This is a genomic window from Clostridium liquoris (genome assembly GCF_002995785.1).
In the GTDB taxonomy this organism is placed as follows: domain Bacteria; phylum Bacillota; class Clostridia; order Clostridiales; family Clostridiaceae; genus Clostridium_AO; species Clostridium_AO liquoris.
In genome coordinates this window covers 119,987-133,886 of record NZ_PVXO01000044.1, presented here as the reverse complement: position 1 = coordinate 133,886, position 13,900 = coordinate 119,987, and the positions used below count along the sequence as shown (strand labels likewise).

Genomic DNA, 13,900 nt, shown 5'->3' with positions numbered 1-13,900 from the left:
GTATAGTAATATCAACTTACATTATAATGGATTTTTTATGTATGTGGGAGATACTTTTTGTATCTCCTTTTAATTTTTTAAGCAGTAATTATTACTACTTTTGCCTACTAAAATTATACTCTAAGTTATAGCATTATAAATTAAAACCACTAGTATTACAGATACTATTGCATTGATAAGTGTAGCACCTGCACTTATTTTTGCTAAGACTAATGCAGCCTTTTGAGGTTGTCCTAAAATGTACTGTTTGTAAAAGTATCCTACAATAGGATCAAAAATAACATTAAAGCCTAGTCCGCAGACGGAGGCAATAAGGCTCCACTTAAATACATAATTTTTATCATTACTCTCATTTATTTTGGCATAATTATGTGCAACTAATCCTGTTATTAGACCAATACATAACTTTAATACAAATGTTTTGGGCGCTACTAGAACATATACAGGATCCAATAAATCGGCTATTGTCATTCCTATAGCTCCTGCCAATCCTCCATACCATCCACCAAGAAGTAAAGCAGCTAATACACAAAAAGCATTTCCAACATGTAATGAAGTTGCATCCCCTCCTGGAACTGGAATTTTAATTTGAAGAAAAGTAAATGATACAAAACATAATGCTGCAAATAATGCAGTTTGAGTTAATTTTATGATTCTTGGATTTTTATTCTTCATATAATCCCCTCCTTATAATTCAGCATTTTTATATGAAAACATTATAGCTATTATATCCCTGGGGTAACATTCCAACAACTGTATGGGTACATTAATATAATCTGATGAAAGATTAGATTTTGAAAGTATTTTAAATAAACTGAACTATGAATACAGGTTAGTTGTAGTCATGTACTATGTAAATAGGTTTACCATAAAAGAAATTAGTGAAATACTTAATGAAAAGGGAGGAACTATTAAAAGTAGATTAAGCAGGGCTAGACAACAATTGAAAGCACACTATCTTAAGGAAAATATATTTTAGGAGGTATTATATAATGATTATGGGGTTCAGAAAGCAGTAGATAATGAATAGAGCTGTATGCCGATGCTTCAGCTAAAATAAATCCAAAGACCCTGCCAAAATTAGATAATGATTCAAAAAAGCAATTAGAAGAAGCAGGTGTAAAATTGTATAAAGTAATTGATGGCACATGGAAAACTAATATAAAATTAGATGGAAAATTTAAAGATATTAAGCCAATTGAGTATAGAGCAACAGAAAGAACTATGCAAACTGATAATGGAAATACCCATGAAATTAAATTGGTTAAAGATTCATCACATTAGTTAGGATAGCTGTATCACAATTATGAACATAATAGAAAAATATGCATATAATAAATTGATGTAATATTTATGAGAGGATAATTATGAATAGAAATTATGAAATACCAGATTTTATGCCTTTCCAGTATCCTATAATGTGCCCAATGATGATGTATAGAATGGACAATATGATGGGGGATCCAGAGGAAGAAAGAAAAACCAAAGCCCCCATACAGCCTATTCCACAAAAACAACCTATGCCACAACCTAAACCACAACCTAAACCACAGCCAAAACCAAAACCACAACCACAACCTATACCGCAGCCTAAGCCAATGCCAAAGCCTCAACCGCCAATTATACAAGAGGTAAAAGTGCAACCGGAAGCAGCACCGCCAATTATACAAGAAGTAAAAGTGCAACCAGAAGCAGCACCGCCAATTATACAAGAAGTAAAAATACAACCGAAATTAGAACCACAAAATATGGAATTAAATATACAACCTAAAATGGAGCCACAAAAAATGGAATTTGATATAGAACCTAAGATTCAACCAAAGATGGAGCCAGGCAATATGGAACTTAATATACAACCTAAAATGGGATCAGTAGTAGTTGAGCCAATAAAATTGCATTTAAAAATAGAACCTATAATGGAGCCAACAAAAATGAAATTATGTATAGAGCCAGTGATGGAACCAGTACAGCAACCAATAATGATGCAACAACCCATGCCACCACCTATGATGCCATGCCCAATGATGATGCCATGTCCAATGATGGAGCCAATGATGCCATATCCAATGGCTAAGAAGCCATGTCATACATGCCATATGAGGATGAATCCAATGGAAATGCAGCAGCCATTTATGTATCCAGATGAGTTTTGATAAATGAGGACCCAATAGAAGAAGTGTCTAAATGCAGGTAATTCTGTCTTAGATGAGTTTTTTATTTTTGTAAACATATATATATTGCTTTTACGCAGAGATTCCATGACACTAGATTTTGCCAAGAATAGGCTCTATGCATAATATGTGTATAGAGCTTTTGAATTAAAATATAATAATAAGATATAATAGTGTTATTAAAAATGAAAAAGGGGATTAACTATGAGAAATGTAAAAATGATAATTCAGTATGATGGAACAAGATATAATGGTTGGCAAAAACAAAATCAAAAAGGGAGCACTGTTACAACGATACAAGGAAAGATAGAAAATGTTTTAAGTAAGATGACAGGAGAAGAAGTAGATGTTATAGGATGTGGAAGAACTGATTCAGGAGTTCATGTAGAAAACTATGTAGCTAATTTTTTTACTGATTGTAAGCTTACTTTAGATGAAATGGAGAAGTATTTAGAAGAATATTTGCCAAAAGACATAGTAGTAAAGGAACTAAAGATTGCAAAGGATAGATTCCATGCAAGATACAATGTTAAAGGGAAAACCTATGTATATAGAATTGATAACAATAAATACAATAATGTATTTAACAGAGATTTTACAAATCATATACCTATTGAATTAAATATAGAACAAATGAAAAAAGCAGCTGAATATTTAATAGGAACCCATGATTTTAAAAGTTTTACTAGTTTAAAAGCTAAAAACAATAAATCAACACTTAGAACAATAAATTACATAAATATAATAAAGAATAATGGATTAATAGAAATAGAAGTAAATGGGAATAGCTTTTTGCTAAACATGGTAAGAATAATAGCAGGAACACTTATAGAAGTTGGTGAAGGAAAACTCATGGCTGAGGATGTAGAAACTATATTAATGGGAAAAAACAGAGAAAAGGCAGGACATAAGGCACCAGCTAAGGGGTTAATATTAAAAGAACTTCAATATTAATTTGAATTTTTTATCATTAAAACCGTATTGGGAAGATCCAGTACGGTTTTATATTATATCCAATTTATGGTATAATATGTGTGAAAATTAAAACATTATACTAATCATAATGTTTTGCTGTGTATTTTGCTAGATATTAATAAAATAAATTTTTTAGGGGGTATGTTATTATGGACAAAAAGGTAGGGGTAGCTCAGTATGGATGTGGCAAAATGTCGGTATATACAATGAGATATGTATATGAAAATGGTGCAGAAATTGTTGCAGCATTTGATGTTAATCCAAATGTAATTGGTAAAGACATCGGAGAAATAATGGGATGCCAGCCAAAGGGAGTTATAATCCAGAGTATTGACAGAATAGATGAAGTATTTTCAGCAATCAAACCAGATGCATGTATAATTACAACTATGAGTCTTATGTCTGACCTTAAGGAAGCAATGATGGCTTGTGCGAGAAATGGTGTTAATGCTATTAGTACCTGTGAAGAAGCATTTTATCCTTGGAATTCATCCTATAATATTACAAAAGAAATTGATGAAATGGCTAAAAAGAATGGATGCACTATTTGTGGTGCAGGATATCAGGATGTATTTTGGGGAAATCTTATTACTACTTTAGCTGGAGCAACTCATAAAATAACTAAAATTGTTGGTAAGTCCAGTTATAATGTAGAGGATTATGGTATTGCACTTGCAAAGGTACATGGAGCTGGACTTGATTTAGCATCATTTGAAAAGGAAATAGCATCAGCTGACAATATTTCTGCAAAAGAAAGACAAAAGCTTATTGATAAAGGAGAATTCTTACCATCATATATGTGGAGCGTAAATGGATGGCTTTGTTCACAACTTGGACTTACTGTTAAGAGCCAAGTTCAAAAGTGTATACCACATACCTATGATAAAGATCTACATTCAGAAACATTAAAGATGACAATTCCAGCTGGACATGCAACTGGCATGTCAGCCATTGTAACAACTGAAACAAAGGAAGGAATTATAATTGAATCTGAATGTATTGGGAAAGTTTATTCACCAGAAGAATGTGATAAAAATGACTGGATCATATATGGTGAACCAGATACACAGGTTGTAATTACAAGACCTGCCACAGTAGAATTAACCTGTGCTACTATTGTAAATAGAATCCCAGATATAATTAACGCTCCTGCAGGATATGTAACAACTGAGAAGATGCCTCGTTCATTATATAGGGTTAAACCTCTTAATGAATACGTTAAATAAAATTTTTAGACATAATATAGAAAAGGAAAAGGGAATTACAGTATTTTCAAATCAAGCTGTTTTTGATTATAATTCCTCAGTTCTTATAAAAATGACTATTACTGTTTTTAGTGATGAATTATGTAAGAAGAAATAAAGCTGTTCCCAGATAAAAATTTAATTCAAAAATATAAAGCTGCATTTGGGAACAATTATGAATGTTCTTCTGTTAACTCAAAAAGTCTATATTATATATTTAAAGATGAATGTGAAAAATTAGGAACTCTTTATAAAATGCAGGATATAATCTCAGCTTACAAAGCCGCTATGGGAATAGACAAATAAGTTGGTTTTAAAGAATATGCTTTACTTAAAAAGACGCTTAGCGTCTTTTTAAGTTTTAGAAGATGATTTTCAAATTAATCCTATTAAGAACAAACTATATTTAAAACTAAGAATCACTTGGTATTGACACAGGAACTTGTATCTCAGTTAAATATTCTTTTTGTAGACTAGTTTCATGTACATCAATTTTATATATTTCTATAGGTTCAGATATGATTTTATAGTTATTTTCCTTAATAAATGAAAACAACTTATCAATGTATTGCTTGTTAGAAGAATAGGAGCCTTTATATGAAATACATACATAATGTGCACCTTGTAATAATAGATTATAATTATTTTCACTATCGTCTAATAAGCAAAATACGGATTTATATTCATTGTAAATACCATTTTTTAAACTATCTAAATTATATATAGCACCTACTTTTGTATTACCTAGAAGATAAAACTTATCTTCATATTTTTTTTGAAGTTTTTTTATTAAATAATCTACTTCCGCATCACGAGATATATTACCATTTAACTTTAATGCTTTTCGCTTTTCTAAATAAATTACTTTAATAGTATTAAGAACTGTGGTATTTTCTGCACAGTTAATATTTTCAATTCTTCTTAGGACATTGTTTTTTAAGTGAGTTAATTCTTCTGTTTTATTATCTATAAGGCATATTTCATCAGTTAGCATTTCTTTGGTAATTCCTACTGTCCTATTCTCTATATATTCCCCGATTTTCTCCACAGAAAAATCAAAGGTACGCAGCTCCTTAATTAAGTTTAGCTTCCATATATCATTCATAGTATAGAGTCTATAACCATTGGAATCCCTCATAGGTTTTAGTATACCTAATTTTTCATAATATATTAAAGAATCCCTGCATATGCCATATATTTTCGATATTTCTCCAATCTTATAATAATCTTTCATAAAGACCTCCCTAAAATTATGACTTTTGGTTTTTATAACCTATTGCTAAGCTTTGGTAAAGTATAAAAATATAGTTGACATTAGTATTATACCAAGGTTTATACTTTTAATAAAGGGGTTGATAGTTATGAATTGTATAACAGTTGACAATAATAGCATGAGAAAAAAATTCATAAGATATTTACTACCGTCTGTTTCAGCCATGTGGGTCTACTCTTTATATACCATGGTTGACGGAATATTTGTTAGTTGGGGGGTAGGAACTACTGCTATAGCTTCTGTTAATATTGCCATGCCTTTTATTAACTTTATCTTTGCTATATCAGTATTTTTTGCTACAGGAGCATCAACACTTGTTTCTATAGCTCTAGGGAAAGGTAATTCAAAAAGAGCTAATGAGATATTTACTATGAATTTTATTGCTATGGTAGTTATTTCAATAATAATAGTTATATTAACATTAATGAATTTAGAGAAAATAGCTATTTTTTTAGGAGCTAATGATTTAACCATAGGCTATGTGAAGGAATACTTACAAATAATAACTATATTCAATGGATTTTTTATAATATCATATTGCTTGGAGGTATTTACAAAAGCTGATGGATTTCCTTATTTGGCAATAGTGGGGGTTGTTTCTTCTGCATTGGTAAATATAATTTTAGATTATTTATTTGTTATGAGATTTCATTGGGGTATAAAAGGAGCAGCCTATGCTACAGGTGCTTCTCAAGTTATTGCAACATTAATTTATATAATTCACTTCAATAAAAAGAAGTCAAGATTGAAATTTATAAAGTGCAAATTTGAGTTTTCAGTTATTAAAGATATATTATCAATAGGTATGCCGGACAGTTTAACAGAGTGTTCTACAGGTGTGGTTATATATATATTCAATCATGTTATATTAAGTAACATTGGAAATAAAGGTGTTGTAACTTATAGCATTATTTCTTATATAAACTTATTGGTTTTAATGACCATGATAGGTATTACACAGGGAATGCAGCCTTTATGCAGTTTTTATTATGGCAGAGAAGATGAAAAAGCTGTTAATACTTTATTTAATATGAGTGTAAAAACTATAGCAGTAATGTCTATATTAATATTTGCTATAGTAAACATATTTACACCACAGATAGTTCAAATATTTATGGATAAAGCGACTAATGAGGAGTTGTACATCTATTCTATTAAAGCTATAAGAATGTTTTCTTTGTCATTTATTATAGTGGGCTACAATATTTTAATATCGGGCTTTTTTGCAGCTATAGCAAAGCCAAAATATGCAACTATTATATCTTTATCTAGAGGCTTGGTTATTATAACTTTATCATTATTTATAATGACATCCTTGTTTGGAGAAACTGGTATATGGTTAGCTACAGCTGTTTCGGAAGGCATAAGTATTATAATATCTTTACTAATATTTAAGGAAAATAGTTATATTGATTTAGAATCTGGTAAATTAATAAAAGAAGCTTAGAAAGGTAATATAGATAATGGAAGCTTTGGTATTTATAAATATCAGAGTTTTTTTATTTACTTTAAATTAAAACTATGTAATAATAGAAAGTTGTAAAACCATATTTATTGTTGATATTTATCAAAATATGTAAATGGTAAAATAATTAAATAATGATTTAAGATAGTGAGGCGTGAAAATGAAGATAGGATTTGATCATGAAAAGTACCTTGAAGAACAATCAAAATATATTCTAGAAAGGGTTAATGATTATGATAAGTTATACTTAGAATTTGGTGGAAAACTTTTATATGATCTTCATGCAAAGAGGGTTTTGCCAGGATTTGATGAAAATGCAAAGATTAAATTATTATACAAATTAAAAGAAAAAGTTGAAATAATTATTTGTGTATATGCAGGGGATATTGAAAGAAATAAAATAAGAGGGGATTTCGGGATCACTTATGACATGGATGTTTTAAGATTGATTGATGATTTAAGGGGTTATGACCTTGAAGTAAATAGTGTTGTCATAACTAGATATAGTGGACAGCCAGCGGCTACTGTTTTTATAAATAAGCTTGAACATAGAGGTATAAAGGTATATAAACATGAAGCAACAAAGGGATATCCTACAGATGTAGATACAATTGTTAGCGATGAAGGATATGGCAAAAACCCATATATTGAAACAAGCAAACCAATTGTTGTTGTAACAGCTCCAGGACCGGGAAGCGGCAAACTTGCAACATGCCTTAGTCAACTTTATCATGAGTATAAAAGAGGCAAAGTGGCAGGATATTCAAAATTTGAAACATTTCCAGTTTGGAATATACCATTAAAGCATCCTTTAAACATAGCTTATGAAGCTGCAACAGCTGACCTTAAAGATGTAAATATGATTGATTCATTCCATTTTGATGCTTATAATAAAGTGGCTGTAAACTATAATCGTGATATTGAAACCTTCCCTGTACTTAAGAGAATCATAGAGAAGATAACAGGTAAGGAATCTGTTTATAAATCCCCAACGGATATGGGCGTTAATAGAGTAGGATTTGGTATCATTGATGATGAGGTTGTTAAGGAAGCATCTAAACAAGAAATAATAAGAAGATACTTTAAAACAGGTTGTGAATATAAAAAGGGTTATGTAGATGAAGAAACTTTCCAAAGGGTAAAACTTATTATGGAAGAACTTAACCTAAAACAACAGGATAGAAAAGTTGTTATCCCTGCTAGGGAATATTCCGCTAAGTTAAAAGAAATGTCTAATAAAAATGAAATTTGCCCAGTTGTAGCATTAGAGCTTCCTGATGGCACAATACTCACTGGTAAAAGTTCAGATTTGATGAATTCAACAGCGGCTGTTATTTTAAATGCTGTTAAATATCTTGCAAATATATCCGATGAAATTCATTTAATTTCTCCAGTTATACTTGAACCAATTATAAACTTTAAATCAAAAATATTGGGAAGCAAGAATACAGCATTGAGTTGTGAAGAAGTGTTGATTGCACTTAGTATATGTGCTGTTACAAACCCAACGGCACAAGTAGCTATGAAAAAGCTATCAATGTTAAAAGGATGCCAAGCTCACTCAACTACAATTTTAAGTAGAAATGATGAGCAGACTTTCGGAAAACTTGGCATAGATGTAACCTGTGATCCCGAATACCCTTCAGAAAGTCTTTACTATAATAACTAACAAATGGAAACATTTTAACATGCTTAATGTTTAGAAAAATGGTAATACTATTAAATGAAAATAATTATAAACACCATATAGGAAAGGAGAAGGGTTACAATGGCGGATAAGAACATAACTTGCAAAGATTGCAATAAGGAATTTGTATTTACTGAAGGAGAGCAGGCTTTTTACAAGGAAAAGGGATTTGAAAATGAACCACAAAGATGTCCAGAATGTAGAAAGGCTAGAAAACAGCAAAATAACAATAGAGGATTTAGAAGATAATTCAGTAAATAATAATCCTATAGGAGTTAATTCCTATAGGATTTTATTTATATCCATAAGTCTTACTAGCGGAATAAATATGTGCAGACTTGCGTTCAGCATGAGAAAGCATATCTTTCATAATATCTTTATATCTTTGAGATACTTCAGGACATACTGTTAATATATTATCTATAACATAATCAATATTACTATCATCTACTTTTTTTCCATTAATACCTTCATCACAAATCATATTTTCATCACTTAAGGAACTATATATAGTATTTACAATTGGTGATTGCATAACTTCATCACTTTCTATACAGTCTTCTGAAAAATATAATACCCCTTCAATAACTATAAATTGCCCGTAAACATATTCCTTTTTACATGGGTTTAAACCATGTTCCTCGTCACAAGTACAATCATATTTTGTATGTTCTACATGCTTTATATCAAGCCTGTAAGTATCTTCTTTCCTTGTTAAAACACATCTTACTTCAAGTTCAAGTAATCTATCTTTCATATGTTCAGAGAAATCTTCTCCTAATTCCGAAATAAAACGTTTCATGGATATTGTTTTTTGGATTCTATAATTTTTTTTCAATACACTATTCTCCTTATAATTATATTATTTTTATTTAGAGATTCATTAAGTTTAGGTGAAAATCAACTATAAGCAGAGTCCCTGGCTTGCAGAATTAATATAAAAACCACCTTTGTCAAGGTGGCATAACATTTGATGTCTATATATTAAAATCTATAATCTTATAATCTACTAATAATTATAATTTTATTACATTAGCAGCTTGAAGACCTTTAGGTCCTTTTTCTACATCAAATTGAACTTTTTCACCCTCTTCAAGATTTTTTCTTGCATCGTTTCCTTGAATTGCTGTGAAATGAACAAAAACGTCATCTTCTCCTTCAACCTGGATAAAACCAAAACCTTTTTCTGAATTAAACCATTTTACTGTTCCTATTTTCATTAATTGACCTCCTAATGTAAAACACAATATTATTGATAATTTTTTTATATCAACAGTGTTTTTATATCTATATTATTATTATACCACTATAATTAAAAATTAACAAAAAACTTTTATTTTCGTATCATTTGTTACGGATTAAAGTAGATTGAATTAGTATAATTTAAAATGTAAACAGGAGATAAATAGAAAATAAAATTAACTCAAATATAAAATAAAAAATAAATTTTTAGGAGGAATAAATAATGAGTATGTTTTGTTATCAATGTCAAGAAACTGCAGGCTGCAAAGGATGCACAATAAAAGGAGTATGTGGCAAGACTGAGGACTTAGCAAAGGCACAAGATTTATTGATATATATATTAAAAGGAATATCAGTATATGGTGCTAAAGGAAGAGAAATTGGCATTGTAAATAAAGAGGTAGATAAATTTGTAATGGAAAGTTTATTTGCTACTATAACCAATGCTAACTTTGATAGAGATGTATTTATAGAAAGAATTAAAAAAGGCTTACAATTAAGAGAAGAATTAAAACAGCAGGTTATTAAAGCAGGAGGAGAATTAGGAAAATCAAATTCAAATGAAAACTGGTTAAAGAAGATGCTTTCATTTGCTGGATTAAAGAGAGAAGAAGAAGATAAACTTCCAGATGCAGCTGCTTTGTTTGCCGATAATGTGGAAGAATTTAATAAAAAAGCAGAGACAATTGGAGTATTAGCAACCGAAGATGAAGATATAAGATCCCTAAGAGAACTTATTACTTATGGTTTAAAAGGGTTATCTGCATACATTAGCCATGCTCATCAGTTAGGATATGATAGCGATGAAATACATGGATTTATATATAAAGCATTAGCAGCTACATTAGATGATACTTTAACAGTTAATGATTTAGTGGCTCTAACATTGGAAACTGGTAAGTATGGGGTAGATGGTATGGCATTACTAGATAAAGCCAATACCGAAAGTTATGGAAATCCAGAGATAACAAAAGTTAATATAGGAGTTAGAAATAACCCAGGTATCTTAATAAGCGGACATGACTTAAAGGATTTGGAGCAGTTATTAAAACAAACAGAAGGAACTGGAGTAGATGTATATACTCACAGTGAAATGCTACCAGCTCACTACTATCCAGCATTTAAGAAATATTCACACTTTGCAGGAAACTACGGAAATGCTTGGTGGAAGCAAACTGAAGAATTTGAAAAGTTTAATGGACCAATTCTTATGACAACAAACTGCTTAGTCCCTCCAAAGGATTCATATAAGAATAGAGTTTATACAACAGGTGTTGTAGGATTTGAAGGATTAAAGCACATAGAAGCTAATGAAAAAGGAGAAAAAGATTTCTCAGCTATAATTGAACATGCTAAAAAATGTGCACCTCCAACTGAAATAGAAAAAGGAGAAATAATAGGTGGATTTGCCCACAATCAAGTATTTGCATTAGCAGACAAAATTGTTGAAGCAGTAAAAAGTGGAGCAATAAAGAAATTCTTTGTTATGGCAGGTTGTGATGGAAGAGCTAAGAGCAGAAATTACTATACAGAATTTGCTGAGAAGCTTCCAAAGGATACAGTAATTTTAACAGCAGGATGTGCTAAATATAAATATAACAAGTTAAATTTAGGTGACATTGGAGGAATTCCAAGGGTACTAGATGCAGGACAATGTAATGATTCATATTCATTAGCACTTATAGCATTAAAATTAAAAGAAATATTCGGATTAGAAGATATAAATGAATTACCAATAGTTTATAACATTGCATGGTATGAGCAAAAAGCTGTAATAGTATTGCTTGCATTATTACATTTAGGAGTTAAGAATATTCACTTAGGGCCAACTTTACCAGCCTTCTTATCCCCAAATGTAGCCAATGTTTTAGTTAAGAATTTTGGAATCAGCGGAATAACTAATGCAGATGACGATATAAAAATGTTCTTAGAATAATAATAATAAAAAAAGGTTCTATGCGAAATATTAAGCATAGAACCTTTTTATGATATAATTTGTCTAAAGATATAAATAAATGGAGGTTAGATTTGGTATGATTGATATGATATTTAAAACTGATGATGAATTTATACTAAAAAAAATAATCCCTATTGGTGAATTTAAAAGCTGGTTTGAAAATAGTATGTGGAATGATAGCATAGGTAAAAAAATAGACTATGTATTAAATACCTGTATTAATCCAAATGGTGGAATAGTAGAAATTCAAAATACATTTTTTAAATATCAAATCATAAAAGATGAAAACGGATATTCATTATATTTCAGCCAAGATGCCATGTTATTGAATTTTTATGAGCAAACCATAAAACAGGTAGCTGAAGGCATACAAATTTATGACCGTAATGGATATTTTTTATATGCAAATCCAGCTAGTGAAATTTTAGAATGTTATAAAAAAGATGATTTTAAAAGAAAACATTTACTAGATATTTATGATGTAGAGGAAAAGTACAGTACAGTGTTAACAGTTTTGAGAACCCAACAAGCTGTTCATAATAGATGCGATCGTTTCAAAATGAGGAATGGAAATATGCTAACTACAATCAATTCAGGATATCCATTGAAAATAGATGGTAATTTGTATGGTGCTGTTGTTTTTGAAAGTGATTTATCTGTATTGAAAAATATTAAAAATAGGACTTTAAATTTAGAAAACTATGTGGAAGATAAGCAGCCAGAGGTTGAAAATCATTTATATACATTTGAAGATATTATACATTCCTCTAAGAACATGGAAGATGTTATACATTTTGCTAAAAAAGTTTCATTAACCAATTCCAGTATTCTAATTGTAGGAGCCACAGGCACAGGAAAAGAGCTGATAGCCCAAAGTATACATTCCTTTAGTCCAAGAAGGCACAAGCCTTTTATTGATATCAATTGTGGGGCTATTCCAAGTAATCTATTTGAAAGTATGTTTTTTGGTACAGAAAAGGGAGCTTTTACAGGAAGTGTTTCAAAAAAAGGATTCTTTGAAATGGCTAATGAAGGTACCCTTTTTTTAGATGAAGTCAATTCAATTAGTATTGATATGCAGACCAAACTTCTAAGGGTATTACAAGAAAAGCGTTTTAGAAGAATAGGGGGGAGTAAATACATTAAATGTGATGTAAGAATAATAACTGCATCAAATGAAGACCTTTATGAACTTATGAATCAGCAAAAAATTAGAAAGGATTTTTATTATAGAATTTCAACTATTAAAATTGATATACCTCCTTTAAAGGATAGAAAGGAAGACATACCTATTTTATCAAAACATTTTTTAAAGCAGCTATGTAAGGAATATAACAGAAAGCAAATGAATATTGATAAAAAGGTATTTGATACATTACTCATGTATGATTGGCCAGGTAATATAAGAGAATTACAAAATGTTATTGAATATGCTTTTAATCATGCACAAGAAGATGAAACAATTTTAGAATATGATAATTTACCAGATTATTTGCGCTCATCAAAATTTGTTTCACATAAAATAACTAAGGTTACTAATAAAAAGTTTTTTCCATTAATAAATTCAGGTACATTTGAAGAGAGGATGGAGAGAGTTGAAAAGGAAATAATAATAGAAACCCTTGAATTGAATAAAGGTAATATTACTCAAAGTGCAAAAGTATTGGGAATGAGAAGACAGAGTTTGCAATATAGAATGAAAAAATTGGGAATATGTGATGGATAGTGCAAAAAAATGTTGCATGGTGCTAAAATATTTAGCACCTTTTTTTCGTGTGTTTACAACATTAGCAGGATAAATGCAAAATAATTTTGCAGCAATTTAGTCGGAATTTATTGAAAACTTAGTAAATAAACAATTTTATAATAAAGCATAAAATCAACTA

General features: G+C 30.0%; 14 protein-coding genes and 1 pseudogene. 11 read left to right on the top strand and 4 right to left on the bottom strand.

Features of this window, described 5'->3' with window-relative positions:
- Positions 1-120: 120 nt before the first annotated feature.
- Positions 121-675 carry an ECF transporter S component gene (locus CLLI_RS08270; protein WP_106063737.1) on the bottom strand — a complete coding sequence of 185 codons (555 nt, stop codon included), beginning with the start codon at positions 673-675 and terminating at the stop codon, positions 121-123.
- Between the two features lie 118 nt (positions 676-793).
- Between CLLI_RS08270 and CLLI_RS08265 the strand changes: the two are divergent.
- The 6 genes and pseudogenes from CLLI_RS08265 to CLLI_RS14505 all read left to right on the top strand — a co-directional run.
- Positions 794-979 (top strand): annotated as a pseudogene (locus CLLI_RS08265) (RNA polymerase sigma factor); the annotation flags it as partial.
- A 146-nt stretch (positions 980-1,125) separates the two neighbouring features.
- Entirely contained in the window at positions 1,126-1,284 is a 159-nt protein-coding gene (locus CLLI_RS14510) for a hypothetical protein (protein WP_170063682.1), read from the top strand.
- Positions 1,285-1,367: 83 nt separating this feature from the next.
- Complete coding sequence (locus CLLI_RS08255) at positions 1,368-2,153, top strand: hypothetical protein (protein ID WP_170063681.1); 786 nt, start codon at positions 1,368-1,370, stop codon at positions 2,151-2,153.
- Between the two features lie 222 nt (positions 2,154-2,375).
- Entirely contained in the window at positions 2,376-3,125 is a 750-nt protein-coding gene (gene truA, locus CLLI_RS08250) for a tRNA pseudouridine(38-40) synthase TruA (RefSeq protein ID WP_106063733.1), read from the top strand.
- A 170-nt stretch (positions 3,126-3,295) separates the two neighbouring features.
- On the top strand, positions 3,296-4,372 hold the full coding sequence (locus CLLI_RS08245; protein ID WP_106063732.1) for an NAD(P)H-dependent amine dehydrogenase family protein: 1,077 nt from the start codon (positions 3,296-3,298) through the stop codon (positions 4,370-4,372).
- The gene (locus tag CLLI_RS14505; protein ID WP_170063680.1) at positions 4,356-4,508 is read left to right on the top strand and encodes a hypothetical protein; all 153 of its coding nucleotides are present in this window, start codon (positions 4,356-4,358) and stop codon (positions 4,506-4,508) included. The genes CLLI_RS08245 and CLLI_RS14505 overlap by 17 nt, the downstream gene beginning before the upstream one ends.
- A gap of 294 nt (positions 4,509-4,802) precedes the next feature.
- Here CLLI_RS14505 and CLLI_RS08240 read toward each other — a convergent pair whose 3' ends face one another.
- Positions 4,803-5,624: a MerR family transcriptional regulator gene (locus tag CLLI_RS08240; protein WP_106063731.1), complete on the bottom strand. Its 822-nt coding sequence runs from the start codon at positions 5,622-5,624 to the stop codon at positions 4,803-4,805.
- A gap of 127 nt (positions 5,625-5,751) precedes the next feature.
- Between CLLI_RS08240 and CLLI_RS08235 the strand changes: the two genes are divergently transcribed.
- The 3 genes from CLLI_RS08235 (at position 5,752) to CLLI_RS08225 (ending at position 9,064) form a co-directional block, all read left to right on the top strand.
- The gene (locus CLLI_RS08235; RefSeq protein ID WP_106063730.1) at positions 5,752-7,110 is read left to right on the top strand and encodes an MATE family efflux transporter; all 1,359 of its coding nucleotides are present in this window, start codon (positions 5,752-5,754) and stop codon (positions 7,108-7,110) included.
- 178 nt (positions 7,111-7,288) lie between these two features.
- On the top strand, positions 7,289-8,797 hold the full coding sequence (locus CLLI_RS08230; protein ID WP_106063729.1) for a DUF1846 domain-containing protein: 1,509 nt from the start codon (positions 7,289-7,291) through the stop codon (positions 8,795-8,797).
- Between the two features lie 99 nt (positions 8,798-8,896).
- Complete coding sequence (locus tag CLLI_RS08225) at positions 8,897-9,064, top strand: zinc-ribbon domain-containing protein (protein WP_106063728.1); 168 nt, start codon at positions 8,897-8,899, stop codon at positions 9,062-9,064.
- 43 nt (positions 9,065-9,107) lie between these two features.
- Here CLLI_RS08225 and CLLI_RS08220 read toward each other — a convergent pair whose 3' ends face one another.
- Together CLLI_RS08220 and CLLI_RS08215 are read right to left on the bottom strand one after the other, a co-directional pair.
- Positions 9,108-9,653 carry a hypothetical protein gene (locus CLLI_RS08220; protein ID WP_106063727.1) on the bottom strand — a complete coding sequence of 182 codons (546 nt, stop codon included), beginning with the start codon at positions 9,651-9,653 and terminating at the stop codon, positions 9,108-9,110.
- A 178-nt stretch (positions 9,654-9,831) separates the two neighbouring features.
- On the bottom strand, positions 9,832-10,035 hold the full coding sequence (locus CLLI_RS08215; RefSeq protein ID WP_106063726.1) for a cold-shock protein: 204 nt from the start codon (positions 10,033-10,035) through the stop codon (positions 9,832-9,834).
- A gap of 245 nt (positions 10,036-10,280) precedes the next feature.
- Between CLLI_RS08215 and hcp the strand changes: the two genes are divergently transcribed.
- The gene (gene hcp, locus CLLI_RS08210) at positions 10,281-11,993 is read left to right on the top strand and encodes a hydroxylamine reductase (RefSeq protein WP_106063725.1); all 1,713 of its coding nucleotides are present in this window, start codon (positions 10,281-10,283) and stop codon (positions 11,991-11,993) included.
- Positions 11,994-12,090: 97 nt separating this feature from the next.
- Entirely contained in the window at positions 12,091-13,740 is a 1,650-nt protein-coding gene (locus CLLI_RS08205) for a sigma-54 interaction domain-containing protein (RefSeq protein WP_170063679.1), read from the top strand.
- Positions 13,741-13,900: the final 160 nt, after the last annotated feature.

Bases quoted from the DNA above. Each gene is read 5' to 3' on its own strand.
- hcp (WP_106063725.1), top strand. From the start codon at position 10,281: ATGAGTATGTTTTGTTATCAATGTCAAGAAACTGCAGGCTGCAAAGGA.
- CLLI_RS14505 (WP_170063680.1), top strand. From the start codon at position 4,356: ATGAATACGTTAAATAAAATTTTTAGACATAATATAGAAAAGGAAAAG.
- CLLI_RS08230 (WP_106063729.1), top strand. From the start codon at position 7,289: ATGAAGATAGGATTTGATCATGAAAAGTACCTTGAAGAACAATCAAAA.
- CLLI_RS08235 (WP_106063730.1), top strand. From the start codon at position 5,752: ATGAATTGTATAACAGTTGACAATAATAGCATGAGAAAAAAATTCATA.
- truA (WP_106063733.1), top strand. From the start codon at position 2,376: ATGAGAAATGTAAAAATGATAATTCAGTATGATGGAACAAGATATAAT.
- CLLI_RS08240 (WP_106063731.1), bottom strand. From the start codon at position 5,624: ATGAAAGATTATTATAAGATTGGAGAAATATCGAAAATATATGGCATA.
- CLLI_RS08215 (WP_106063726.1), bottom strand. From the start codon at position 10,035: ATGAAAATAGGAACAGTAAAATGGTTTAATTCAGAAAAAGGTTTTGGT.
- CLLI_RS08245 (WP_106063732.1), top strand. From the start codon at position 3,296: ATGGACAAAAAGGTAGGGGTAGCTCAGTATGGATGTGGCAAAATGTCG.
- CLLI_RS08225 (WP_106063728.1), top strand. From the start codon at position 8,897: ATGGCGGATAAGAACATAACTTGCAAAGATTGCAATAAGGAATTTGTA.
- CLLI_RS08205 (WP_170063679.1), top strand. From the start codon at position 12,091: ATGATTGATATGATATTTAAAACTGATGATGAATTTATACTAAAAAAA.
- CLLI_RS08255 (WP_170063681.1), top strand. From the start codon at position 1,368: ATGAATAGAAATTATGAAATACCAGATTTTATGCCTTTCCAGTATCCT.
- CLLI_RS08270 (WP_106063737.1), bottom strand. From the start codon at position 675: ATGAAGAATAAAAATCCAAGAATCATAAAATTAACTCAAACTGCATTA.